The organism is Micromonospora matsumotoense (genome assembly GCF_050951065.1).
Lineage (GTDB): Bacteria > Actinomycetota > Actinomycetes > Mycobacteriales > Micromonosporaceae > Micromonospora > Micromonospora matsumotoensis.
Window position 1 is genome coordinate 4,948,646 of the sequence record NZ_CP192025.1, and the last position, 25,836, is coordinate 4,974,481.

Genomic DNA, 25,836 nt, shown 5'->3' on the forward strand with positions numbered 1-25,836 from the left:
CCGCCGGGCACGTCGACGAATCGAGCGCGGCACCCGCGTCGTCGGTCTTTCCGACCGGGCCGGGTGACCCGTGCGCTACCTTCCGCGCGATCAGTCGACGTGCGGCCCAAGGTCGCAGAAGTAGAGGCCGGGCAGCCTGGCGGACAGCTCGGTACGCAGCGCGACGGAGTCGAATCGATGCGAGAACGGCGCGACCGGGTTCACGCTGACCGCGGCGAGCACCGTCGGCTTCTGCACCTCGATTGACACGTTCTGCCGGCGGTACCAGTCGCTGGTGCGCTGGGCCAGGAAGACCTTGGAACTGTCCGTCACGACGAGGGACACCTTGCGGCCGCGCGCCGCGCGCCGGATCTCCTCGGCGAACGACTCGCACAGCGCGCCACTCAGCACGACGTGCCGTGCCCCGTCCGGCCCCGCCAACAATCGGCTCAGGTCGGCGCCGGCGCCGCCCAGGGTGAGCGCCCGGTCGACGGGCACGACCGCTCCGGAGCCGGTGATCGCGACGCTGCCCGCCGCTGTCGCGGCGGCGCCGTACACCGCCGAGTCGCCCGAACAGGGCAGGGCGAAGACCTCGGCCGCTGCGACAGTCTGCTCCACCACCTGCGCGAACTCGGTGTGCAGGGCGGCGCCGGTGGCCAGCAGCACCAGGTCGGCGACGGTCGGTGAGGAGGCCGCCCGACGGTTGATCGCGCCGTCGACGAGCACGATGTCGGCGCCGTGTTCCCGCATCGCCGCGGTCACTTCGGCGGTGCCACGGTTGGAGCTGGGGCCCGCCACCTCGACCGCGCCGCCGGCTGGCAGCCGGGCGATCATGGTCTGCCCGAGGGGCGTCGAGTAGCCCGTGCGGCTCACCACCTCGTACGGCAGCCCCGCGGCGCGCAGCAACGGCTCCGCCGTGGCGACCAGGCCACCCGGCGGTAGGGGGATGCGCGGCTTGGTGATCCGCGGGTCGACCACGTCGGTGGCCTCACCGTCGCGTCCCACCGAGGTCAGCCCGACGGTACGGTCGCGCCGGTGCAGCTCGGCCAGGAGCGCGACCAGGGTACGGGTCTTGCCCGTGTTCTTGGCAAGGCCGATGACCGCGACGCGCTGCGCCTCGGTGACAAGATCGGCCAGGTGGTGGGCGCTCACCCCGCGGTCGCGGTCGTCGAGGCGATGGCACGGCGGGCCACCAGCTCTTTGGCGATGTACGTGCCGACGTGGTCCGGGTAGGTGCCCTTGGAGAACCCGGCGTCGAAGCCCAACTCCTTGGCCAGCTCGTGGGAGACGCGCGGCCCGCCGCAGATCAACAGCGTCCGGTCCCGGATCCCCTCAGCCTCGGCGATCTCCACCAGCTCAGTGAGGTTGTGCAGGTGCAGATTCTGTTGGGTGACCGTCTGCGACACCAGGATGGCGTCGGCGTTCACCGCGATCGCCCGCTCCACCAGTCGGGCGTTGGGCACCTGGCTGCCCAGGTTGTGGACTTCGAAGCCGTGATAGGCCTCCAGCCCATGCCGGCCGTCGAGGCCCTTGAGGTTGAGCATCGCGTCGATGCCGACGCTGTGGGTGTCGGTGCCCGTGCTGGCGCCGATCACGACGACCCGCCGGCCGATCTGCTCCTCGATCAACCGATCGATCTCGTGCTCGGTGAGGTACTGGATGTCGAACGCGCCCTCGCGCAGGGTGGCGAAGTCGACCGACTGCCGACACTGACCGATCACCACGAAGTAGGTGTAGCCGTCGCAGAGCCGCTGGTAGTGCACCACCTCCGGCTCGGTGAGCCGCATCGTGCGGGCCAGTTCCAGGGCCGCGTGCCGGGCCGCCAGGCCGTACGGCACCGGGAGGGTGAAGGTCACCTGCACGAGGCCGTCGTTGAGGTGGTCACCGTACGGCCGGACTGCGGACAGGTCAGCGGTCTCACGCATCGAGGTCGACCCCCATCAGTTCCATGAACGGGTTGTAGTAACCGGTGTCGAACTCGACGATGCCCTCGGCGCCGCGGCCGTGGTCGTAGTGCCGGGACACGTTGCCGAAGTAGCCCTTGCCGATCGCGTCGAACAGCCCGATCTCGGCGATCTCCAGCAGCATCTGATGTGCCTCGGCGAGCACCTGCGCGGCACGGGTCTGGATGATGCCGCCGGGGCGGAACTCGATCTCGTCGCCGAGATCCCGGGCGAAGTTGGCCACGTAACGGGTGTTCTCCAACCCGAGGACGCGGTCGTGGATGTGCGGGGTGAAGACACCTTCGGTGGGTACGCCGATGGTCTGTATCTCCTGCTTGGTCGCGACCGTGACAAGGTTGAACAGGCTGTCGACGGCATGGGTGCGGAACGGGTTGCCGTTCATGTGCACGGTGGGCGGCATGTACTTGACCGGACAGTCCGGGAACAGCTCCCGGGTCAGTTGCGCCTGCGCCCACTCGTACAGGAGGCCGTTGGTGACGTCCGGGTGGATCTCGAAGGCGTTGCCGACACCGATCTGCTCGGGTGGCAGGCCACTGTCCCGGGCGAGGAAGTAATTGATCATCTGGGAGGCGACGACGGACGGCGCCGCGGTGACCGCGTCGGCGGTCCGCAGGTAGTTGTCCTCGCCGGTGTTGATGACGACTCCGAAGTAGCCGTTGATCATCCGGGAGAAGCGCTGGTCGATGAGCGTCCTGCGCAGGTTGATGTCCCGGTAGAGGATGCCGTAGAGGGCGTCGTTGACCATGTTGTCCAGGCCCTCGATGGCCCCCATGGCGGCGATCTCCGGCATGCAGAGGCCCGAACAGAAGCTGGAGAGCTTGACATAGCGGCCATTCGCCCGCGACCAACGGTCCAACGCCTCGCGCATGATGGCGAAATTCGCCTGGGTGGCGAAGGTGCCGCCGAACCCCTCGGTGGTCGGGCCGAAGGGAACGTAGTCCAGCAGGCTCTGCGCGGTGGACCGGATGACGGCGACGATGTCCCCGCCGTTCTCCGCGACGGCCTCCGCGTGCGCGACGTCCTCGTAGACGTTGCCGGTGGCCGTCAGCACGTAGGTCTCGACCGCGTCGGCGGTGCCGCCGTCCAGGCCGGCCCGGAACGTCGCACGCTCGGCCCGGGTGCCGCGGATCTTCTCCAGCGCCGCGGCGGCATGCTGTCGGATGGTCTGCCGAATCCGGTGGTCCTCGGCGAGGGGCAGGTGGTGAAGGTCGAGTTCGCCCGCGCCGACCAGCTTGGCGATCTCCAGCGGCTCGGCACCGGTGGCGATGATGGCGTTGCCGAGCCAGTAGGCCAGGCCCCTGGCCAGCCCGCCGTGCTCCTCGATCTGGTCGACGAGGACGTTCGGCAGCGGCACGTCGAGCGCGTCGACACCGTCCACACCGAGCAGACGGGCGATGGTGCGCTCCACCGACACGGTGGTCCTACCGGCGGTCCGTTTGCCAACGTCACGGGCGATTTCCGCAGCCACCTCACGGCACGAGTCGGCCAGGCCGACATCAAGGCCGAGCTTCGAACGCATGCACCCTCCCGGGGCAGATCGAGGAGACGCCATCAGCACAGTGCGCGGCTGTCCGGCGACGAGTCGCCGACGTCCCCGCGGTGCACCAGGGCCGGGGCGCACGGGTTGTCAGCCCGGCGCCCCGGAAACGCAGTGGATCCGGCCGGACCTCAGCCGTTGCCCTCCATGGCCTTGATCAGGCTCTTCGGGCGCATGTCGGTCCAGTTCTTCTCGATGTAGTTCAGGCAGTCCTGTCGACCCGCCTCACCGAAAACCGTTTCCCAGCCAGCGGGGACTTCGATGAAGACCGGCCACAATGAATGCTGCCCCTCGTCGTTGACGAGTACCAGATAGTTGGCGTCGGGGTCTTCGAACGGATTCGTCACTGTGCAGTCTCCTCTTCACCGCGAACTGATCGCCGAAGCGACAATTCAGGGACGTCGCCGACGACTATGGGCCATCTGCCGAGGCCGATCAATCGTGTGGACGCGTGCGGGCGAACACCTGGCAGACGCTCCGACGGCGCTGTTCAACTGACGAGCAGGGGCAATTGAACGACACGGCCCGCCGCAGTCGTGCCCGCCCGCTTGAGTGGCTCATTACCACGTCCACGGACGTTTCGGCACCGCTGAAAGCGATCGGCATCCAGGAGCCGCATCCCTCTTGCCGTCGTCGTCAGAGAGGAATCAGCATGAGCAGCAAGCCAGAGGTAACTGTCCGTCAGCACATTCGGGATGGCTTCGTTTTCGAGACTCGTTCGGTCGTCGGGCGGGTGTCCGATGCTGTCCCTGTCCTGCTGGTGGGGGGCGCGTTCCAACGCAAGGAGTCGTGGGGCAGGCTGGAGCAGTTCCTCCTTGAGGCGCGGCCCGTCATCACCGTGGATCTGCCCGGTTCAGGGTCGGCGGACACCCTGCCCGCCGACTACGACACCGACTTCCTGGTCGACACCCTCCGTCAGGGACTCGACGAACTCGGTGTGACACACGTCGACATGGCCGTCGGCTCCTACGGGGCGATGATCGGATACCGGATGGCCCAGCGTCATCCCGAACTGGTCGGCCACCTCGTCGTCCTGGCCTGTCTGACCTCGATCCCGGATGCCATCCGTCCAGCGGTCGAACACAGCCTGACGCTGCTGCGGGAACAGCGCATGGAAGAGTTCGCGGCGGCGACGGTGGCGCTGTTCATGTGCCCCGACACCGACCGGACCGTCGTGCACCGCGTCGGGGTCGACCGGATCCTCAATCGCCGCTTCAGCACCATCACGGCGGACGAGGCCGAGAAGTACGTGCAGAACACCCTGCGCCTGATGGCCCGCGATCACCTCGAACCCGAGCCGGCGATCCGGACCCCCTTGCTTGTCGTCACCGGTGAACACGACACGTACACCCCGCCCGAGATCTCGCGGCGGGTCGCCCGGACCAGCCCGCACGGCGTCTTCGCCCTGATCGCCGACGCGGACCACATGGTTCACCTGGAACGACCGCGCGAAACCGCCGACCTGTTCCTCGCTCACTTCGAGGAGCGGCCGATCGAGGAGTTGCCGTTCGTCCGGGTCTGCGAGCGGGCCGGCGGTGCGCCGGCCCGGGTAAGCGCCTGAACGACAGCACGGCCCGGCCGGCAAGGGCCGGCGGATGGTCGTTGCCATCTGTCCTACCGGTCCTCGCCGGCTGCCGTCAGTGGGATGTCACCGCCACGCCGACCGGCCCTACCGAGGCGGCACCCGGAAGACGTAGTTGTTGACGCGATCGTGCACCCGATCGGTCGCGTGCCAGCCGTTGCGCCACGAATACATGGTGTACCCACGCTCGCGCAACCACTTCACGATGTCGTCCGGTCCGTACTCGTACCGGGCCGTGTGCCGTTCCTCAATCTCCATGTACATCTTCGGCAGGTACTTCTCGACGGTCTGCACACCGCCGTGAAGCACGTGCAGCTCGCCACCCTCGACGTCGATCTTGAGAAAATCGAGCCTGGTGAGACCGACTTTCTCCGCCAGGCCGTCGAGCGTGAGCACGTCGACCATGACGTCGGCGTGGTGGGTGAACTCGTCGTTGGAGCCGACGCCCTGCGAGTGCCAGTCCAGGAATGAGCGGCTCGTCGCCGCCCCGCCTGGGCCGAAGGGCACCCGCATCGCCATCCGGCCCGGCTCGGCACCCAACGCGATCGGATGATACCGCACATTGGGCCGCTCCTTGGCGGCCAAGACCCGGGTCCACAGCGGGTGCGAGAACGACAGCGGTTCCACACTGTGCACCAGCCCGCTGGGGCCGACGAGGTGGGAGAGCGCCTGCGTGTAGACGCCCGCGGCGGACCCGACGTCGATGCATACGTCACCGCGCTTGACAAGCGTACGCATGGTCGGCAGCTCATTGTCCAGGAAGCGCGTGTGACGGGCAACCAGGTTGGTCAGGGCGTGGGTGAGGGCCGGTCGGTTGAGGCCGGGCATCCAGTTCTCCGCAACATTCAGGGGTCGTGAGATCACGCACGACACTAGACAATCGTCTACCGGAGCGGCACCCCCCGGGGGCTTACGCCCCCGGGTGACATCTCCGCGAGGGTATTCATCACCGGGTGGATGCCCAGACCATCGGTCGTACGGCACTGCCGGCGGGTGACTTCCACCCTCCCGTAGAAATCTCCGCGGCCGCCTTTCGTCCGCCCGGGAACCGCCACCGCGGACCCGGCCGCCGGGAAGGCCGCCCGCCCCGGACTGCTGGCCCTACTCCGGCAGTCCACCCCAACGCGCCCGGTGTCGACCGACCGGGGTGGCCGCTGTCCCGGCCCAACCCGGTGGCGGTGCGCCGCTTCTTCTCCGATCTCGTCCCCGCCGAGGGTGCGGAGCTCGCCCGCCGCCACCCCGACGTCGTCGGGCAGCTCGAGGGTGCGCCACCGGCACTGCGATACGCCGCGAACCGTCAACAGATGCGCCTCGGGCCGTACCGTTCGTGGGAGGGGCAGTACCTGTTGTTCGACGAGGACGCCGGCCGGATAGCTGTAGTGTACGGCGACCTGTGCCATGCCGACCGGATCGCCGTGCTGGTGCCGGGTGCCAACACCCGGGTCGGTCGACTTCCGCCGGGGCCTGGGCGGGCGGGCACACCGGGCACCGGCACCCTGGCGGCCGTGGCCGCCGGTGTCGGCGGCAGCGCCTCAGCGGGACGTGGAGACCAACCCCATCTCGTAGGCAATGATCACCAACTGCACCCTGTCGCGGGCGTCGAGCTTCGTCAAGAGTCGGCCGACATGGGCCTTGGCCGTGGCCACACTGATCCACAACTCGCTGGCGATCTCGCTGTTGGCCTTACCCTGACCGATCAACGTCAGCACCTCGCGCTCCCGCTCGGTGATGATGTCGGCGCTGCGGCTCGGAACGGGCGGCGGGGCGGACTGCGGACCCCGGACGAACTGCTCGATCAGCAGCCGGGTCGCCCGCGGCGCCATCAGGCCCTCACCGGCGGCGATCACCCGGATGGCACTGAGAATCTCGTCGAGTCCGGTGTCCTTGACCAGGAAGCCGCTGGCACCGGCGCGCAGCGCGGCGTACACGTACTCGTCGTCGTCGAACGTGGTGAGGATCAGTACCCGGGGAGCGTCGGGGCCGGCCATCACGCGCCGGGTCGCCTCGATGCCATCCATGCCCGGCATCCGGATGTCCATCACCACCACGTCCGGCCGCGTCTGGCTCACCACGGCGACCGCCTCGTCGCCGGTGCCGGCCTCCCCCACAGTCGTCAGGTCGCCGCTGTCGACGATGAGGATCCGTAACGCGCTCCGGATCAACGGCTGATCGTCGACCAGCACCACGCGGACGGTCATCGGACGGGAACCAGTGGAATCCGGGCCTCCACCCGGAACCCACCTTCGGGGCGAGGGCCGGCATCGAACTCCCCGCCGAGCAGGCTGACCCGTTCCCGCATCCCGACGATGCCGAAGCCGGTGCCCGTGCCGGCCGCGCCGCGGCCATCATCGATCACCTGGATGGACAACTCGTCCGGTCGCCGGTCGACGACGACCTCGCAATGCCGTGCATCGGCGTGCCGTACCACGTTGGTCACCGCTTCCTGAATTATCCGATACGCGGACAGGTCGATGTCCGACGGCAGGGGTGAATCTGCGCCGCGCGACCGGACCTCCACCTGCACGCCGAGGGCCCGGGACCGCTCGGCCAACTGGTCGAGGTCGCTCAGGCGCGGCGCCGGATCCAGTGGTGCAGAGCCGGAGCTCAGGTCGGCACGACGCAATGAACCGAGCATCCGGCGCAGACTCACCAGCGTCTCCCGGCCAGTCTGCTCGATCTCGGTCAGCGCGTTGCGGGCCTCCTCCGGCTGGGTGTCGAACACCCGTCGAGCCATGCCGGCCTGCATCGCGACCACCCCCACACAGTGCGCGACCACGTCGTGCAGCTCCCGGGCGATCCGTAGCCGTTCGGCCTGTACCGCGCTCGCCGCGGCCTCGACCCGCTGCGCCTCGGCGAACAACCGGCGCTGCCGCGCCGAGTTGCCGACCATCCAGGCGACCGTCACGGCGAGGAGATTCTGTGTCACCCGCTCGTTGAGGTCCGCCGGACTGATCTGCAACGCGACCGCTACCGTCAGCTGCACGACCAGCACGAAGGCCGCGGTGGCCACCGAGATCCGCCGGTTCCGGAAAGCCGCGACATAACCGACCGCGACGTCCAGCGCGGCGGTCTGGATGGTGCGTAGCACGCTGTGGAACTGCGCGTCGTAGATCACCGCCGAGGACGTCAACAGCTCCACCAACGCCACGTCGAGCAACATCACCGCCAGCGCGACGAACGGGCGGCGACGCAGCCCGACGACCGGCAGCGCCATCAGCAGGCTGGGCACGATGAAGCGGAGGCCAAGGGGCCAGTTCGCCGGATTGCCGGTCTTCACCCAGAGGAACAGCAGCAGGGGTGAGAGGGCGCAGCTGCCCCAGACGAGCCAGGAAGGGGACCGCCCCAAGACCCTTTTGGGCAGCTGAGCAGGGGCAACGACCGACATGGGCCGATCCTATCCGGCCCCGTCAGCCGTCATCATCAGTCCGCGGACCTAAGCCAGTGGTCTAACCCGGGCACCTCAGTGTCATCGACGGACCGATGACAATCACTGCCCGTCTTTGACACCGTCAGAGGTATGCACCGACTTGTCGACCAGTCCGGCGTGAATACCGCAGGTCTCGTCACCGACGTCCGGATCGGCACCGACCGGAGACAGCGGTGACCCGTCCTGTTCCCCGCCGCTGGCGCAGGAGCCTGCTCACCGGGCTGACCGGCGTCCTGATATCTCTCGCACCGACCGCCGCCAACCTGCTTCCACCGTCCGGCGCCGTGCGGGTGACCCCGCCGGTGGGCGCCGCGGCCTGGCTCGCCGATCCCCGACACCTGCCCGACCCGACGCGTGCCGAGCCGGCCGAGATCCGGGCGTTCCTCGCCTCCCTCGATGCCGAGGAGCAGCGTGGACTGGCGGCCGCGTACCCGGGTGTGGTCGGAAATCTGGACGGCGCTCCGCCGGGTTTGCGGTACGAGGCGAACCGGCGGGCGATGGCGCTGGCGGGTCCGCCGTACGGGGACCGGGCCGGACAGTACCTCCTGTTCGACCCCCGAGGGCAGGGCCAGGTCGCCCAGGTCTTCGGCGACCTCGACCACGCGGATCGAATCGCCGTCCTGGTGCCCGGGGCCGGCAACCGAGCTGGCAACTTCTGGCGTGGCGTCGGCGGCAAACCCGCACGGTCCCCCTCGACGCAGGGCCAGGACCTGTACCACTCCGCGCATGGCTACCAGGTACCGGCGGAGAGCTTCGCGGTCGTGGTCTGGCTGGGATACGACGCCCCGGACGGGGTGGACCTCTCCGCCGCGCGTGAGGATCTGGCCGAGACCGGAGCGGCCGCCCTGGAGCGCTTCGTAGCCGGCTTGACCCTGCTCCGTCCGCAAGCCACGATCGCCCTGCTCGGCTACAGCTACGGATCGACGGTGATCGGCCTCGCAGCGCACCGGCTGCCGGTCCAGGTGACCGACATAGCGGCCTTCGGCAGCCCGGGCATGGGGGTGGACAGGGCAACGGATCTGGGTACCGAGGCACGCGTCTGGGCCGCGCTCTCCCCGCGCGACAACATGCGCTGGGTGCCGAGTGCCCGCCTGCGCGGCCTCGGCCACGGCACCCAGCCGGCCACACCGGGATTCGGGGCCAGTATCTTCCCCGCCGACGACGTTCCGGACCACGATCACTACCTGGCGGTGGGAACGCGGTCGCAGGCCAGCCTCACCTCGATCGCACTGCTCGGCACCGACGCACGGGAGACACCATGACCGATACCGGTAGACGGCCCATCCCGGGTGTGGCACCTGAGCGGACAGACGGAACGTCGACACCGGCCCATCGCGACCATACGGTGGACGCGCTGCGGGCTGTCGCCATCCTGGGCGTGGTGCTCGGGCACTGGATGGTCTCCGCGATCGTCAGTGACCCCTACCTGCCGTCGACGCTGCACGGCGAGAGCCCGTTGTCGTACGTCCCGCAGTTCGCGCCGGCGAGCTGGTTCCTGCAGACCCTCGGGCTGTTCTTCTTCGCCGGCGGTTACGCGGCCGCCCGGTCGCGGCGGCGGGCGAAGGCGGACCCGACCGGCACGCGGGAGGGCCACCGGGGCCGCTGGGCGCGGGTGCCACGGCTGGGCGCGCGGTACCACCGTCTGGTCCGGCCGCTGCTGCTGTTCGCCGCGGTGTGGGTGCCGGCTCTGCTGCTCCTGGACGCCATCGACGCACCCGCGAGAACCCAGCACGTCGTCACGTCGCTCGTCACCCATCCCCTGTGGTTCCTGCCGGTGTACCTCGCACTGGTGGCGCTCACCACGCCGTTGATCAAGCTCGTGGCCCGGTGGGGGCTGTGGTCGATCCTGCCGGCGATCTGCGTCGTCGGGATCACCGACGGGTTGCGCGCCAACGGTCTGCCGCTCGGGTGGAAGATCGCGGTCACCGTGATCGGCTGGTCGGTGCCCTATCTGCTGGGTATCGCGATGGCCGAGAACCGACTGCCCCGGTATGCGGGCGCGGGCCTGCTGGCCCTCGGCGGCACGGCCGGGGCGCTTCTGGTGCTCGTGGTCGGGTATCCCGCCAGCGCCGTCGGCGTTCCCGGGGACCGGTGGTCCAACCTCGACCCGCCGTCGCTCTTCACAGTGTCACTGGCGTTCGCCCAACTCGGGGTATTCCTGCTCCTGCGGGCGAGGCTGGCCGGACCGCTGCGTCGCCCCCGGCTGGCGAGGACGGTCACCCTGCTGAACCGGACTGCGATGGAGTTGTTCTGCTGGCACCAGACCGCGATGTTGCTGGTGGTCTTCGCGGGCCTGCTCGTGGGCCGGCATCTGCCCGGCCTGCTCGACACACCCGACGGCCGGTGGCTGCTGCACCGCCTGGTGTGGGTGCCGCTGTTCCTGCTGACCCTGGCCGGCCTGGTGGCGGTCTTCCACCGGGCTTCGCCGCGACACCCGCCGACCGGGGGTCGGACGAGCTGGGCGCGTCGGCGACGACACCGAGACCTCGACAGAACGGGGAGCCCTTCCCTCCAGGGGAGCATGAGCGCGCGCTGCCCGGTGGCGGCCGGCGCGGGTAGCGGGAACGATCGCGGGCTCGGTGACGGCCCTCGATGCGCGTACCGCTGTCGTACAACCGGGGTGGTCCGCAGTTGGACACGTCCGTGCGGCGGCCCCGCCGGACCGATCGGCAGGCGGCGCCATTGCCCCCGCGATGGCATTCGCGCGTGTTCCGTCGCAGACGGGTTCGGTTCGCCGGCGTAAGATGATCGCGCCATGCTTCGCCGCGTGATCCCCGACCATCGGGTTCCCGGGCGTGGTGGAAGTGGTGAATCCTGACCACCTGGGGAGGGCAGTGGGAGATCGTCATCCTGGGGCCAGGGAATAGGCCCCCGACAAGCCCGGGCAATGGCGTCGGGTCCGCCCGTCGGGAGATGCTGGGTAATAGTGCGGAAGTCTGTGGGAATGGACGCGTGTTCAGATACGGGATTTGGACAGGGCGTCACGTAGTGCGTCACCGAAGGACCCGTAGGTCCTTCACCGCCAACCGGTTCACCTGCGTGAACCCGGATGGCAACCTTGTCGGTAGGCGTTCAGGCGTTTGAGCATACGTGGTGGTGTGATGTCTTCTGTGGGTAAGATCATCCGATTCGATGATGTGCGTGGCTATGGGTTCATCGCCCCGACGGGCGGCGGTGAGGACGTCTTCTTCCATGCCAACGACTTCGGCGAGCAACGCCAACTGGTGCGGATCGGCCTGCCGATCGAGTATGACGCCGTAGATGGCGACCGCGGGCTGCGCGCCCGGTCGGTCCGAGTTCTGGAGACGGCCGAGACACCGCCCGCGTCACCCAATGGAGACGAGATCCGATCTCGGGTCCGCACGGACGGCGACGAAGAGATGTGCGACGTTCTCGCATCCGCCGAGTTCGTCGGGGCCGTGACCGAGATGCTCCTGCAGTGCGCGCCGTCGTTGACCGGCTCCCAGATCATCGAGGTACGCAAGAGGTTCATCGAGTTCGGCCGGTCCCACGGTTGGGTGGACGGCTGACGCGCGGCGTGCCCCGCGTCAACGCGTAGGCGACGGCTGGTCCCGGGCACCGTGGCCCGGGACCAGCCGTCATCGGCGTTCGTGCCCTCACCAGCAGGAGGTTGGCCGCCAGCAGCAGGCGGCGCCCAGGTGAGGGCGCCACACCTGCCCGGCTGGCGTCGACCAGGTGCCAGACCGGCCCGCCGCGGTGCGTGCCGCTCCGGCCTCCGACCACGGGTCAGCTGCTGGCCGCGTCCCCGTTCCGACCCAACCACCTCGCGGCGGCGGCCCACATCTGGCCCAGCATGGCCGGAGTGTTCAGGTCCTCGTGCCCGCAGGGCAGTCGGACCTCGCTGATCTCGCCGGTGATGTACGGCTTCCACAACTCGCCCGTCGGCGCGCCCTCCGGGATGTTCCGGTCGGCGACGACCAGCAGCGCGTCGCCGTCGAACCGGCCGTACTCGTGGGCGTTGATGCAGGTGAAGTTGTTGCGCCAAAGGACGGCGAAGCGGCGCAGCTCCTCGTCGGGAGCGTTGCCGAGCACGGCACCGGCCTCCTTGCGCACGACTTCGGTGAGCGCCGCGAGCTGGGTCTCCTCGTCGGGTGCGGGCTCGTCGCCGATAACCGCCTGGATTCCCGGGTCCTTGGGGTACTGGTCAAGGATGATCAGCGCTCCGACGGTCTCACCGGCGGCCTGTAGCTGCACGGCGATCTCCTGGGCGAGCACGCCGCCGTAGGACCAGCCGAGCAGGTGGTACGGCCCGGTGGGCTGCACCGAACGGATGTGCTCGAGCGACACGGTGGCGGCATCGCGCAGGGACGTCGACAGCGGGCGCTTGCCGTCCAGACCTGGCGCCTGCAACCCGTACAGCGGGGTGTCCTTCGGCACGAACCGGGAGAGCGGGCTGTAGCTCCAGCTGAGCCCGCCGGCGGGCGGCAGGCAGAAGACCGGCGGCTGATCACCCTTGGTCCGGATAGGCAGCAGGACGTCCAGCCCGTCCGCCATCGTGGACAGATCCATCCGTTCGATGAGCGCGGCGACCGTCGGCGCAACGAAGAGATCGCGTACGGCGAACGTCAGGCCCCGTTCGCGCAGCAGCTCCGCCCAGCGCACCGCGAGCAACGAGTGCCCGCCGAGGGCGAAGAAGTCGTCGTGGGCCCCGACCTTCGGCACGCCGAGCACCTCGGCGAACACCTCGCACAGGGTGTCCTCGATCACCGCGTCGCTGCGAGTGCGGGCAACGTCGCCGGTGTCGTACTCGGGCCGCGGCAGCGCCTTACGATGCAGCTTGCCGTTGGGCATGAGCGGGAACCGGTCGAGAACCACGATCGCGGCCGGCACCATGTACCCCGGCAGTCGATCCTGTGCCGCGGCGCGGACCAGCTGCCCGAGTTCCGGATCGACGTCCCGACCGTCGGCCGGGACGACGTAGCCGACGAGCCTCCGGTCCCCCGGGGTGTCCTCCCGCAGCAGCACGGCGCTCTGCCCGACACCCTCGTGGGCGGCGAGCACCGCCTCGATCTCGCGCAGCTCGACCCGGAACCCGCGTACCTTCACCTGGTCGTCGGCGCGGCCCACGAAGGAGAGCTCACCGTCGGCGCTCCAGCGTACGAGGTCGCCGGTGCGGTACATCCGCTCGCCAGCGTCGGCGTACGAACGCGCGACGAACCGCTCGGCGGTGAGCCCCGGCCGGCCGAGGTAGCCGCGGGCCAGCCCGTCACCGGCGATGTAGAGCTCGCCGGCCACTCCGGGCGGCACCGGGGCAAGGTGCGCGTCAAGCACGTAGACCTGTGTGTTGCCGACCGGTCCGCCGATCGCGGAGATGTCGACCGCGTCCGTCGTGGTGTGCCGTGCGGTCGACCAGACCGTCGTCTCGGTCGGGCCGTAGAGGTTGTCGAAACCGCCAGCGCGCTCCACAAGCGTGCGGCCGAGGTCCGTGGGCAGCACCTCGGCACCGACCATGACCCGGACGCCGGTCCAGTCGACGGGATCGTCGGTGTCGGCGACGAGGCCACGCCAGAGGCTGGGAGTCGCGTGGACGATGGTGGTCCCGGAGTCACGGACGAGCCGGCGCAGCTCCCACGGGTCGAGCACCTGGTCCTGCGAGGCGAGCACGATCCGCGCACCGGTGACGAGCGGCAGGTAGAACTCGAAGCCGGCCATGTCGCACCCGACGGTGCTCACCGCCAGGAGCCGGTCATCGACGCTCAGGCGGAACCGGTCCTGCATCGCGACGAGGAAGTTCTCAATGGCGCGATGTTCGACGAGGACGCCCTTCGGCCGCCCGGTGGAGCCAGAGGTGTAGATCACCCACATCGGGTGTTCGGGGCGCAGCGCCACGCCCAGCGGGGCTGGATCGCGCCCGGCCAGGTCGGCGGCGACGTCCGGAGCGTCCACGAACACCACCGGAACGCCGCCGGCGGAGTCGACGCCGAAGCCGCTCAGGTGATCGCGCAGTTCGGTGCTGGTGAGCAGGCACACGACACCCGCGTCGGCGATGACGTAGGCGGTGCGGTCCGATGGGTAGGCCGGATCGATCGGCAGGTACGCGCCGCCGGCCTTGATGACACCGAGCAACGCGACGATCAGGTCGTCGGTCCGCTCGAAGACCGTGGCGACGATCGACTCCGGGCCGACACCGCGTTCCACGAGGTACCTCGCGAGCCGATTCGCCCGCGCGTCGAGCTGTGCGTACGTCAGCTCGACGGCGGCGAACACCACCGCGGTGGCGTCCGGCGTCCGCGCCGCCTGCGCCTCGAACAGTGCGACGACGGTATCGCCCGACCGGTCGAGGGCGGTGTCGTTCCAGTCGCGCAGAACCTGGTGGCGTTCGGCCTCCTCGAAGAGGTCGACGGCACCGAGGCGCAGCGCCGGGTCAGCGGCGAGCATTCGCAGCAACTGGGCCCACCGCTCGGCGATGCGCTCCACCGAGGCGGCCTCGAACAGGTCGACGGCACCGGTGAGCCGGCCGACGAGTCCGGCCGGTGCGCCGTCCGCCGTGCGGGTCTCGGCCATGCTGAAGTCCAGGTCGAACTTGACCGTCGCCGCACCGCCGGGCGCTCCCCGGCCGCTGTCGACATCGGACAGGTCGACGGTGACCTCCGCGGTGTTCTCCAGCAGCAGCATCACCTGGAACAGCGGGTGGCGGGCGAGCGAGCGCGTGGGCGCCAGCTCCTCGACGAGCCGCTCGAACGGCACGTCCTGGTTGCCGAACACGGCCAGGCTGGTCTCTCGTACCCGGCGCAGCGTCTCGCCGAACGACGGGTCGCCCGACAGGTCGGCACGCAGGACGAAGGTGTTGACGAAGTAGCCGACGAGCCCGTCGAGCGCCTCGTCGGTACGTCCCGCGATGGCCGAGCCGATCGGAATGTCGTCGCCAGCGCCGAGCCGGGACAGCAGGGTGGCGAGCGCCCCGTGCAGGACCATGAACAGCGTCACGCCCTCGGTGCGGGCGATCTCCATGAGGCGGGCGTGCACCTCGGCCGGGATGTGCACCGGCACGGCGTGGCCCCGATGACTCGCGACCGCCGGGCGGGGCTTGTCGAATGGCAGCGACAGCTCCTCGGGGGCACCGGCCAACGCGTCGCGCCAGTGGGCGACCTGCCGGGCGATGACGCTGCCCGGGTCGGCGATGTCGCCGAGCACCTCGTGCTGCCACAAGGCGAAGTCGGCGTACTGCACGGGCAGCGGCGCCCAGTCGGGGGCGCGGTGTTCGCTGCGCGCGGCGTAGGCGGTGGCGAAGTCGCGGGCCAGCGGCGCCCACGACCAGCCGTCCGTGGCGATGTGGTGCACGACGACGACGAGGAGGTGTTCGTCGGGGCCTTCGGTGAAGAGCCAGGCGTGCAGCGGCACGTCGGTGGACAGGTCGAGTTCGTTCGCCTCGGCGAGCGCGACGGCGGCAGTGGCTTCGATCGGGTGGGTGACGGTGGTCAGCAACGGCGGGAGGTCACGCACGTCGCGGATCAGCTGGTACGGCTCGCCGTCGACGACCGGATAGACGGTACGCAGCACCTCGTGCCGGTCGAGGACGTCACGCAGGGCGGCCTCGACGACCTCCGGGTGCACCGTGCCGGTGAGCCGGACGGACCTACTGATGTTGTAGGTGGAGGTGCGCCCCTCCAGCTGCGCGATGAACCACAGCCGCCGCTGTCCGTAGGAAACCGGTACCCGGTCGGGCCGTGGCCGGGGGGTGAGCGGTGCGCGGGCCTCGTCCGCCTCGGCGAGCCGGGCCAGCAGCCCGGCCGGCGTCGGTGACTCGAACAGAACCCGGACCTCGACCTCGACGCCGAGCAGTGTGCGAATCCGGCTGATGAGACGCACGGCGAGCAGGGAGTGGCCGCCGAGGGAGAAGAAGTCGTCGTCGGGCCCCACCATGGGCAGGCCCAGCACCTCGGCGAACGCGACGCGCAGAATCTCCTCCCGCACGTCGGTCGAGTGTCGGCGGGCATCGGCGGTGGCGGTCAGGCCGAGGGCCGGTAGTGCCTTCCGGTCGAGCTTGCCGTTGCTGGTGAGCGGCAGGGCGTCGAGCACGACGACGACCGGCACCATGTGGGCGGGCAGCCGGGCGGCCACGAACGTCGACACCGAGCCCGGCAGGTCGTCCTCGGCGTCCTCGCTGACGACATAGGCGACGATGCGCTGCTCACCGCCGTCATCCGTACGGGCGACGACGGCGGCCTGATCGACCTCGGGATGGGCGGCGACGACGGCCTGCACCTCGCCCAGCTCGACACGGTAGCCGCGGATCTTGACCTGGTCGTCGGTGCGGCCCCGGAACTCGATCTGCCCGGCGGTGTTCCAGCGGGCGCGGTCACCGGTCCGGTACATCCGGCCGCCACCGTCGTAGGGGCAGGCGACGAAACGTTCCGCGGTCAGCCCCGGGCGTCTCACATAGCCGCGGGCTACTCCCGGGCCGCTGATGTAGAGCTCACCGGCGACGCCGACGGGGACCGGCCGGAGCGCGGCATCGAGGACGTACGCGCGGATGTCACCGATGGGCGTGCCGATCGGGACGGTGTCGCCCGGCTCGAGCCGGGTGGTGAGGACGCCGATGGTGGTCTCGGTGGGACCGTAGTGGTTGTAGACGGTGCCCTTGGCGAGGAGCTCGCGGACCCATGCGAGGTCGGCCGCCTCGCCGCCGAGGACCAGGGCGCGCCGCGGCATGACGTCGGCGCCGGCCGCGGTGAGGGCGGCGAGGTGGGACGGCACGGCCTTCAGGTAGTCGATCGCGTTGTCCCGCAGGAACGCGTCCACCTTCACCGGGTCGGTGACCACGTCCTCGGACGGGATGTGCAGCTCGCCACCGCGGGTGAGGCTGGCGAACAGAATGGTGTTGCCCAGGTCGGTGATCTGCGCCTGCAGCAGGGCGTAGCGGCCACCTTCTGGCGCGAAGCCGAGCCGGTCCGGGACGGAGGCGACGTAGTTGGCCAGGGCCCGGTGGCTCACGGCGACGCCCTTCGGGCGACCCGTCGAGCCGGAGGTGTAGATGACGTAGGCGGTGTTGTCGGGGTGGACCGTGGCATGCGGCGTCGTCTCGGCGCAGCGGGCGAGGATCCCGTCGTCCAGGGCGACGATCCGCACCCGGCCGGCGGGCAGTTCGTCGAACAGGTCATGGTCGGTGAGGACCAGCACCGCCAGGCTGTCCTTGAGAAGGTGCGCCATCCGGGCGACCGGTTGATGGGCGTCGACTGGCAGGTACGCCGCACCCGCCTTCCAGACGCCGAGGATCGCGGCGACCATCTGCACGCCGCGCGGCAGGCACAGCCCGACGACGGTCTCCGCACCGACGCCCTGGGCCCGCAGATAGTTGGCAATGCGGTTGGCCCGTGCGTCCAGCTCGCCGTACGTGGTCGGGGTCCCGTCGACGACGACGGCGACCGCGGCGGGATCCTGCCGAGCGAACAGCTCAAGGATCGGCGTCGGCTCGGCGGGGACCGCGGTGTCGTTCCAGGTCCGCAGAACAGTGGCCAGTTCGTCGTCGCCGAGGATCTCCACGGCGTGCACCCGCAGCTGCGGGTCGCTGGTCACGGCGTCGAGGACCCGCGCCCACCAGGTGGCGATCCGCTGCGCCCAGGGCCGGTCGAACAGGTCCGCGGCGACGGTGACGGTGCCGTGCAGGCCGGCGGGGGCGCCGTCGCGGTCGAACACCTCGCCGACGAGCACGTCGAGGTCGAACTTCGCCGTCGACGTGCCGCCCTCCCGGCCCGACACCACCACGCCCGGCAGGTCGAGGGCGGCCTCCACGGTGTCCAGTTTGGTGAGCACCACCTGGAACAGCGGATGCCGGGCAACGGACCGGGTCGGGGCAAGTTCCTCCACGAGCCGCTCGAACGGCACGTCCTGATGTTCCGCGTCAGCCAGCACCCGCGACCGTACCCGGAGCAGCAGCTCGGCGAAGGTTGGGTCGAGGGACAGGTCGGCGCGCAACACGATTGTGTTGACGAACAGGCCGACAAGGTCGTCGAGGGCGTCGTCTGAACGCCCGGCGTGCGCCGACCCGATCGGTACGTCCGTGCCGGCGCCGAGCCGGGACAGCAACAGGGCGAGGGCGGCCTGCATGACCATGAACACGGTCACGCCCTGCGCCCGCGCCAGCGCGATCATCCGGGCATGGACCTTGGCGGGAACGTCGATCGGCACCACGTGCCCGCCGTGGCTGGCCACCGACGGACGCGGCCGGTCGAACGGCAACGCCAGCTCCTCCGGGACGCCCGCCAGGGCCTGCCGCCAGTAGGTGACCTGCTGCGACAGCAGACTGCCCGGGGCATCCTCGTCGCCGAGGACACGTCGCTGCCACAGGGTGTAGTCCGCGTACTGGACGGGCAGCGCCGCCCAGCCCGGTGCCCGACCGGCGAGCCGGGCCGCGTACGCCGTGGAGAAGTCCCTGGCCAGTGGGGCCATCGACCAGCCATCGGCGGCGATGTGGTGCACGACGACGACGAGCACCGCCTCGTTGAACCACCAGGCCCGGATCGGCACCTCGCGCTGCATGTCGAACGGGTGCGCCGCCGCCTCCGCGACGGCCGCGTCGAGGTCCGGCACGTCGGCGACGGTGACCGACCAGTCGAGGGCGTCCATGTCGATCACGTGCTGGTAGGGCTCGTCCCCCATGGTCGGGAACATCGTCCGAAGCACCTCGTGACGGCCGATGACGTCCCGCAGCGCGGCCTCGAGCACCTCCGGGCGTACGCCTTCGAGGTCGAGCACCACCGGCATGTTGTACGAGGGGTTCCGCCCCTCCAGCCGGTTGATGAACCAGAGCCGGCGTTGGGCGTACGACAGCGGCACCCGGCCGGCGCGTTCGGTGACGGTCAGGGGTGCGCGGGCCTGGTCGGCGCCGGTGAGTCGGGCGGCCAGGCGCGCCGGCGTCGCCGCGTCGAACAACGCCCGCAGCGGTACCTCGACCCCGAGGAGGGTCCGGACCCGGCTGATCAACCGCACCGCCAGCAGGGAGTGACCGCCGAGAGCGAAGAAGTCGTCGTCGACACCGACGTCGTCGAGCCCCAGGATCTCCGCGAACGCCGCGGACAACAGCTCCTCGCGCGGATTGGCCGGCGCGCGTCCGCGTCCCGTGCTGAACTCCGGCGCCGGCAACGCCGCGCGGTCGAGTTTTCCGTTGGCAGTCACCGGCAACGCGGGAAGGACCACCACCGCGGTCGGCACCATGTAGTCGGGCAGCCGTGCCGCGACGAACTCCCGCACCCCGGCATCCACACCGACGACGTACGCCACCAGCCGCCCGTCGCGGACCACCACCGCGGCACCGGCCACACCTGGGTGCCCGGCCACCGCGGCCCGCACCTCGTCCAGCTCGACGCGCATGCCACGGATCTTGACCTGGTCGTCGGTTCGCCCGAGATATTCCAGCTCCCCGCCGGGGGTCCATCGGACCAGGTCACCCGTGCGGTACATCCGCCCACCGAAGGGACATGCCACGAACCGTTCGGCGGTCAGCCCCGGCCGACCCGCGTAGCCCCGCGCCACCTGCACCCCGGCCAGGTACAACTCCCCCGCCACCCCGACCGGCACCGGTCGCATCCGCGCGTCCAGCACGTAGGTACGCGTATTGGGAACCGGCCCGCCGATCGTCACCGGGTGACCCGCCTGGCAGCGGGCCGCCGTCACCTCCACGGCGGCCTCGGTCGGGCCGTACAGGTTGTGCAACTCCACGCCGGGCAGCAGCTCGAAGAAGCGGTCCTGCACGCCCTGCGGCAACGCCTCCCCCGAGCAGATCACCCGGGTCAGCCCCGCGCAGCTCGCCGCGTGCGGCAGGAATGCCTCCAGCATCGACGGCACGAAGTGCGCGGTGGTGATCCGCTCGGTCCGGATGAGCTCCGCCAGATAGGCCGGGTCCTGATGACCGCCCGGTCGGGCCACCACCAACGTGGCCCCCGTGACCAACGGCCAGAAGAACTCCCAGACCGAGACATCGAACGTGAAGGGTGTCTTCTGCAACACCCGGTCGCCCGCGCCGGACCGGCAGCGGTCCCGCATCCACCGCAACCGGTTGACGATCCCTTCGTGCGAATTCACCACGCCCTTCGGGCGACCCGTCGAACCCGACGTGAAGATCACGTACGCGGGGTGTCGTGGGTCGACCCGCACCGATGCCGGTGGGCCATCCAGACCCTCGACCGACTCCAGAACCAGCGCCGCGTCCCGGGCCATCAACTCCACCCGTTCCGCCGGATAGGAGGTGTCGATCGGCAGGTAGGCCCCGCCCGCCTTCACCACGCCCAGCAACGCCACCACGAGGTCGACGCCGCGTGACATCCGTACGCCCACCACCGACTCCGGCCCTACACCGCGTCCCACCAGGAACCGGGCCACCGCTGACGCCCGCGCGTCCAATTGGGCGTAGGTCAGCCCCACGCCCTCGAACACCACCGCCACCGCGTCCGGCGACCGGAGCACCTGCGCCTCGAACAGCTCCCCCAGGGTTCCGCCCGCATACGCCACCGTCGTGTCGTTGAAGCTCTCCACCACCCGCCGCCGCTCGTCGGTGTCCAGCACCGCGACGTCCGCGAGGGGGGCGTCGTCGTCGGCCTGGAGCGCGGTGACGAGCCCGACGGTCGCGGTCCGCACCAGGACGGCGACGGCGGCCGGGTCGATCGGCGCAGTCGCCTCGACGGCGAGGCTCATCCCGTCGCCGAAGTCGTCCACGGAGAGCATGAGCGGGTAGTTGGTGTACTCCCGGGACAGGACGATTCGCGGGCCGTCGACGTCGACGTCGGGCTCCGGATCGACGACGGGTGCCTCGTTGTGCCGGTAGTTCAACAGCGCCGTGAACAGCGGGACCTCGCTGGCGACTCCGCTGGCCTGCTGCGCGACCGCCAGGGAGGCGTGTTCGTGTTCGATGAGGCCGGCGAGTTGGTCGCGCATGGCGACCACGGCTTCCCGAGCGGTCCCCTGCCCGACGTCGACGCGGACGGGCAGGGTGTTGATGAACGGGCCGGGGACGCGGGCAGCCGCGGCGCCGGTGTTCATCCGCCCGAGGAGGACGGTGCCGAAGACGACGTCCTCGCGGCCGGCGAGGGTGGCCACCGTGCGGGCCCACACGACGTGCATGATGGTGGCGGGGCTGGTGCCGAGCCTGCGGGCGACCTGACGCAGCCGGCTGGTCAACTCGTCGTCGAGCCGGATACCGGCATGGACCTGGCCAGAGCCGTCACCTCGAACGTCGAGCAGGCCATAGGGCGCGGTCGGCTCCGTGACGTCGCCGAGGAGGTCGGCGAAATGCTGCTCGTGCGCGGTGCCGCTGGCGCGGGTCCGCGCGACGAAGTCGCGCAGCGGTGCCGGGGCCGGCAGGTCGGTGCCCCGGCCGGCCAGGAACGCCTGCACCTCGGCCACGACGAGGTCGAGACCCATGTGGTCCTGGACCAGGTGGTGGATCCGGACCAGCGCGAGCCAGGTGGCGGCACCGGGCACAGCGGCGACGTGGGTGTCGATCAACGGCGCCCGGCCGAGGTCCATCGCCGAACCCACGGCGGCGACCAGTTCGGCCGGATCACCCCGCCGCAGGCTGATCTCGGTGATCGGCAGGCGGGCGTGCCGGCGTACCACCTGCACCGGCTCGGGCAAATCCTGCCAGAGCACCGCGGTGCGGAAGACGTCATGGCGGTCGACCACGTGCTGCAACGCCGCCAGGAACCGGTCGAGCTGGTCACGTCCGGTGAACTCCAGGACGGTGGGGAGGACGTAGGCGTCCTGTCCGCCCTCCTCGGTGAGCAGGTGGTGGAAGAGGATGCCCTCCTGCAGTGGCACGAGGGGATAGACGTCCGCCACGTTGGCGGCACCCCCGTCCACCGTCGACACGATCCGGTCGATCTCGTCCTGCGTCAGCGCCACCATCGGCAGCATCTCGGGAGTGATCCGGTCGGCAGACTCCGGTATGGCGTTCGGCGGCACCTCGACGGGGCGCGCACCGGCGGCGGTGGCCAGACCGGCCGGGGTCGGAGTCTGGAACAGTGCCCGGACCGAGACGGTCACACCACGCTGCCGCAGCCAGTCGACGAGCCGGACGACGAGGAGTGAATGGCCGCCGAGGGCGAAGAAATCGTCGTCGAGGCCGACCTGGTCCACCCCGAGCACCTCGGCGAAGCCAGCGCACAGCAACTCCTCGCGGGCGTCCGCCGGGCTGCGGCCGCTCCTCGCGGCGGCGGCGAATTCGGGCGTCGGTAGGGCGGCGCGGTCGAGCTTGCCGCTGCTGTTGAGCGGGAGCGCGTCGAGGACGCGGCAGGCCGAGGGCACCATGTGGCCGGGCAGGCGGATGGAGCAGTACGCCTGCACGGCACCGGGCAGCGCGGCGCGGTCGGCGCCGGAAACCGGAACGAGGTATGCGACGAGCCGCTTGTCGGTGTCGTCGTCGGCGTGCCGGTTGACCGCGACGACGGCGGCGTGCGCGACGTCCGGGTGGTCGGCGACCACCGCCTGGACCTCGCCCAGTTCGATCCGGAAGCCCCGGATCTTCACCTGGTCGTCGGTCCGGCCAAGGTACTCAAGCTGGCCATCACCATTCCAGCGCACCAGGTCGCCGGTCCGGTACATCCGCTCGCCGGCGGCGTAGGGGCAGGCCACGAACCGCTCGCCGGTCAGCGCGGCGCGTCCGAAGTAGCCGCGGGCCAGCCCGGCGCCCGCGAGGTACAGCTCACCGGCGACGCCGACCGGAGCGGGAGCAAGCCCGCCATCGAGCACGTAGGCGCGGGTGTTGGTGACCGGGCGGCCGATCGGGGGCGTGCCGTGGAGGTCGCCGTCGGCATACCACTCGGTCGAGTAGACCGTCGCCTCGGTCGGTCCGTAGATGTTCGCCACCCGCACGCCCGGCAGCGCTCGGCGCACGTCGGAGACGGCCCGCGGGGTCAGCGCCTCGCCGGCGAACGCGACAGTGCCGACCGTCGCGCGGACGCCACCGGTCAACACCTGGGCGAGCGCGGATGGAACGGCGCTGACCAGGCTGAGGTCCCACTCGCGATCCTGGTCGGCCAGCGCGAGCAGGTCCGGCACCACCTCGATGCTGCCACCGCTGACCAGCGGCCCGAACAGCTCGAACACCGACACGTCGAAGTTCAGCGACGTCGAGGCGAGCACCCGGGTGAAGCTGGCACCGCCGAAGCGTTCCCGGGCCCAGGCGACGAGGTTCGCGACACTGCGGTGCTCGACGACGACGCCCTTGGGGCGGCCGGTGGACCCCGAGGTGAACATGACGTACGCGGGATTCTCGGGGCGTAGCGGGGGTCGCGGCACGGTTGTCCCGACGGCAACCCGGTCGTGCACCGACAGCCGTGCGACACCGAGTGGCAGCACGTCCTCCGTCTGCGGCGAGGTGATCACGGCCACCGGAACGGCGTCGGCGATCATGAAGGCCACCCGGTCGGTCGGGTAGGCCGGATCGATCGACAGGTAGGCCCCGCCGGCCTTGAGGATGCCGAGCAGGGCGACCAGCAGGTCGATGCCACGCTCCAGGCATACGCCCACCACGGACTCCGGGCCCACCCCCCGCGCCAGGAGAAGCTGGGCCACCTCCTCCGAGCGCGTCTCGACGTCGGCGTACGTCAGGGTGGTGTCGCCCATCAGCACCGCGACGGCGTCCGGCGTGCGCGCGACCTGGGCAGCGAACAGCTCAGGCAGGGTCGCGGCCGGACGCTCGACCGGGCTGCCGTTCCACTCCACGAGGAGCTGACGCCGTTCGGCGTCGTCGAGCAGGTCGATGACGCTCAGACGGCGGTGCGGCTCGGTGCAGACGGCGGTGGCCACGCGAACGAACCGGTCGGCGATCCGCCGGGCGGAGGCGGCGTCGAAGAGGTCGGCGGCGACCACGAGCGTGCCGCGCAGCCCCGCTGGGGCACCGGTGGGGTCGCTGACCTCCTCGAACGTGAACTCGCAGTCGAACTTGGCCGCCGAGGCGGCCATGTCGTCCCACTCGATGTGTAGACCGGGAAGGAACGGTGCGGCCGGTTGGGCACCCTGATCCACGTTGTTGACCGTCAACATCACCTGAAACAGCGGGTGCCGCGACAGCGAGCGGGTCGGCGACAGATCCTCGACGAGCCGGTCGAACGGGAGGTCCTGGTGTTCGAACGCGTCCCAGGTGGACCGGCGGACCCGGGCCAGCGTCTCGGTGAAGGTGGGGTCGCCGGTCAGGTCGGTGCGCAGGACCAGGGTGTTGACGAAGAAGCCGACAAGGTCGTCCAGGGCTACCTCGGTGCGGCCGGCGACGGGAGTGCCGATCGTGATGTCGGTGCCGGCGCCGAGCCGGGACAGCAGGACCGCGATCGCGGCCTGCACCACCATGAAGATGGTCACGCCCTCGCGCCGGGCGAGTTCGGCCAGGCGGGCGTGGACGTCGGCGGGCAGGTCGAGTGCGACCACGTGGCTGTCGTGCCCGGCCACGGCCGGGCGAGGACGGTCGAACGGCAGCGTCAGCTCCTCCGGGATCCCGGCGAGAGACCGTCGCCAGAAGGCGAGCTGCTGCGCGGCGAGGCTCTCCGGGTCGCGCTCGTCGCCGAGCAGTTCCTGGTGCCACAGCGCGTAGTCGGCATACTGCACCGGCAGCGCGGACCAGCCGGGCTCCTGCCCGGTGTGGCGGGCCGTGTACGCGGTGGCGAGGTCGCGAATGAGCGGGCCGATGGACCAGCCGTCGGACGCGATGTGGTGCATCACGACGGCGAGAACGTGCTCGTCCCGGGCGGTGGTGAACAGCCAGGCGCGGATTGGCGCCTCACGCGCCAGGTCGAAGACGTGGCCCAGCGCGTCGGCCAGGGCCGCGTCGAGCTCGTCCGGGGCCGTCGTCACCTCGGTGAGCTGCCACCCCAGCTCGTCGACGGAGACGATGCGCTGCTGGGGCTCCCCGTCGACGACGGTGAGCAGCGTGCGCAGAACCTCGTGCCGGTCAAGGGTGTCGCGCAGCGCTGAACCCAACGCGACCCGGTCGAGATCGCCGTGCAGCCGCAGCACCAACGGGGCGAGGTTGTAGAGGGTGCTCGGGCCTTCGAGCTGTTCGATGAACCAGAGTCGGCGCTGAGCGTACGACAACGGGATCATCAGGCTCCTCCTCGCGATGCCGGGACGCTGGCCACTCTCGCCGACAACAGGTGTTTGATCCATGTATTGGACGAGCCCATCGAAAGGTCTGGCAGGCCCACCCGGCACGTGCATTCGTTCAAGTGCCGAGGCACGGCAGTTGAACGGACCAACCAGCTCGGTGGGAGTGGCGGACGCCCGGACGTACGTGCTGGTGGTCCGACATCGCTGCCGCTGTCGGAGTGCCCGGCGTATGCCCGCGCCACGGCGTAGCCGACGTTCCGCTCGACCCACGTCGACGTCGTGTGCCGCAACCAGT

General features: G+C 70.3%; 12 protein-coding genes and 1 pseudogene. 5 read left to right on the forward strand and 8 right to left on the reverse strand.

Annotation, left to right across the window (positions count from 1 at the left end; all coding sequences use genetic code 11):
- Nucleotides 1–90 precede the first annotated feature (90 nt).
- The 4 genes from ACQP1S_RS20865 to ACQP1S_RS20880 all read right to left on the reverse strand — a co-directional run bounded on the left by ACQP1S_RS20865 (nucleotide 91) and on the right by ACQP1S_RS20880 (nucleotide 3,827).
- Nucleotides 91–1,131 carry a hypothetical protein gene (locus tag ACQP1S_RS20865; RefSeq protein WP_432898115.1) on the reverse strand — a complete coding sequence of 347 codons (1,041 nt, stop codon included), beginning with the start codon at nucleotides 1,129–1,131 and terminating at the stop codon, nucleotides 91–93.
- A complete protein-coding gene (locus ACQP1S_RS20870; RefSeq protein WP_091254057.1) occupies nucleotides 1,128–1,904 on the reverse strand; it encodes an OAM dimerization domain-containing protein in 777 nt (258 codons plus the stop codon). The genes ACQP1S_RS20865 and ACQP1S_RS20870 overlap by 4 nt, the downstream gene beginning before the upstream one ends.
- Nucleotides 1,897–3,495, reverse strand: a complete 1,599-nt coding sequence (locus ACQP1S_RS20875) for a lysine 5,6-aminomutase subunit alpha TIM-barrel domain-containing protein (protein WP_432898118.1) — start codon at nucleotides 3,493–3,495, stop codon at nucleotides 1,897–1,899. Before ACQP1S_RS20875 ends, ACQP1S_RS20870 begins: the two co-directional genes overlap by 8 nt.
- A gap of 116 nt (nucleotides 3,496–3,611) precedes the next feature.
- Complete coding sequence (locus tag ACQP1S_RS20880; RefSeq protein ID WP_091254065.1) at nucleotides 3,612–3,827, reverse strand: MbtH family protein; 216 nt, start codon at nucleotides 3,825–3,827, stop codon at nucleotides 3,612–3,614.
- A 164-nt stretch (nucleotides 3,828–3,991) separates the two neighbouring features.
- On the opposite strand from ACQP1S_RS20880, the gene ACQP1S_RS20885 reads away from it, so the two are divergent.
- Nucleotides 3,992–5,041, forward strand: coding sequence for an alpha/beta fold hydrolase (locus ACQP1S_RS20885; protein WP_141723269.1), 1,050 nt, complete (start codon nucleotides 3,992–3,994; stop codon nucleotides 5,039–5,041).
- Nucleotides 5,042–5,149: 108 nt separating this feature from the next.
- On the opposite strand, the gene ACQP1S_RS20890 is transcribed toward ACQP1S_RS20885, so the two are convergent.
- Nucleotides 5,150–5,890 carry an FkbM family methyltransferase gene (locus ACQP1S_RS20890; protein ID WP_432898123.1) on the reverse strand — a complete coding sequence of 247 codons (741 nt, stop codon included), beginning with the start codon at nucleotides 5,888–5,890 and terminating at the stop codon, nucleotides 5,150–5,152.
- Between the two features lie 476 nt (nucleotides 5,891–6,366).
- Between ACQP1S_RS20890 and ACQP1S_RS20895 the strand changes: the two are divergent.
- Nucleotides 6,367–6,471 (forward strand): annotated as a pseudogene (locus tag ACQP1S_RS20895) (hypothetical protein); the annotation flags it as partial.
- Nucleotides 6,472–6,594: 123 nt separating this feature from the next.
- Here the strand turns inward: ACQP1S_RS20895 and ACQP1S_RS20900 are convergent.
- Together ACQP1S_RS20900 and ACQP1S_RS20905 are read right to left on the reverse strand one after the other, a co-directional pair.
- Nucleotides 6,595–7,260, reverse strand: coding sequence for a response regulator (locus ACQP1S_RS20900; RefSeq protein WP_091254085.1), 666 nt, complete (start codon nucleotides 7,258–7,260; stop codon nucleotides 6,595–6,597).
- The gene (locus ACQP1S_RS20905; RefSeq protein ID WP_432898126.1) at nucleotides 7,257–8,408 is read right to left on the reverse strand and encodes a sensor histidine kinase; all 1,152 of its coding nucleotides are present in this window, start codon (nucleotides 8,406–8,408) and stop codon (nucleotides 7,257–7,259) included. The genes ACQP1S_RS20900 and ACQP1S_RS20905 overlap by 4 nt, the downstream gene beginning before the upstream one ends.
- Before the next feature lie 254 nt (nucleotides 8,409–8,662).
- Between ACQP1S_RS20905 and ACQP1S_RS20910 the strand changes: the two genes are divergently transcribed.
- From ACQP1S_RS20910 to ACQP1S_RS20920, 3 genes are all read left to right on the forward strand, one after another.
- Nucleotides 8,663–9,751: an alpha/beta hydrolase gene (locus ACQP1S_RS20910; protein ID WP_432898129.1), complete on the forward strand. Its 1,089-nt coding sequence runs from the start codon at nucleotides 8,663–8,665 to the stop codon at nucleotides 9,749–9,751.
- An 83-nt stretch (nucleotides 9,752–9,834) separates the two neighbouring features.
- Nucleotides 9,835–11,232: an acyltransferase family protein gene (locus ACQP1S_RS20915; protein ID WP_432898132.1), complete on the forward strand. Its 1,398-nt coding sequence runs from the start codon at nucleotides 9,835–9,837 to the stop codon at nucleotides 11,230–11,232.
- Nucleotides 11,233–11,590: 358 nt separating this feature from the next.
- Nucleotides 11,591–12,019 carry a cold-shock protein gene (locus ACQP1S_RS20920; protein ID WP_432908164.1) on the forward strand — a complete coding sequence of 143 codons (429 nt, stop codon included), beginning with the start codon at nucleotides 11,591–11,593 and terminating at the stop codon, nucleotides 12,017–12,019.
- A 217-nt stretch (nucleotides 12,020–12,236) separates the two neighbouring features.
- Here the strand turns inward: ACQP1S_RS20920 and ACQP1S_RS20925 are convergent, their stop codons facing one another.
- Nucleotides 12,237–25,538, reverse strand: coding sequence for an amino acid adenylation domain-containing protein (locus tag ACQP1S_RS20925; RefSeq protein WP_432898135.1), 13,302 nt, complete (start codon nucleotides 25,536–25,538; stop codon nucleotides 12,237–12,239).
- Nucleotides 25,539–25,836 lie beyond the last annotated feature (298 nt).

Bases quoted from the DNA above. Each gene is read 5' to 3' on its own strand.
- ACQP1S_RS20870 (WP_091254057.1), bottom strand. From the start codon at position 1,904: ATGCGTGAGACCGCTGACCTGTCCGCAGTCCGGCCGTACGGTGACCAC.
- ACQP1S_RS20875 (WP_432898118.1), bottom strand. From the start codon at position 3,495: ATGGCGTCTCCTCGATCTGCCCCGGGAGGGTGCATGCGTTCGAAGCTC.
- ACQP1S_RS20890 (WP_432898123.1), bottom strand. From the start codon at position 5,890: ATGCCCGGCCTCAACCGACCGGCCCTCACCCACGCCCTGACCAACCTG.
- ACQP1S_RS20900 (WP_091254085.1), bottom strand. From the start codon at position 7,260: ATGACCGTCCGCGTGGTGCTGGTCGACGATCAGCCGTTGATCCGGAGC.
- ACQP1S_RS20920 (WP_432908164.1), top strand. From the start codon at position 11,591: ATGTCTTCTGTGGGTAAGATCATCCGATTCGATGATGTGCGTGGCTAT.
- ACQP1S_RS20925 (WP_432898135.1), bottom strand. From the start codon at position 25,538: ATGATCCCGTTGTCGTACGCTCAGCGCCGACTCTGGTTCATCGAACAG.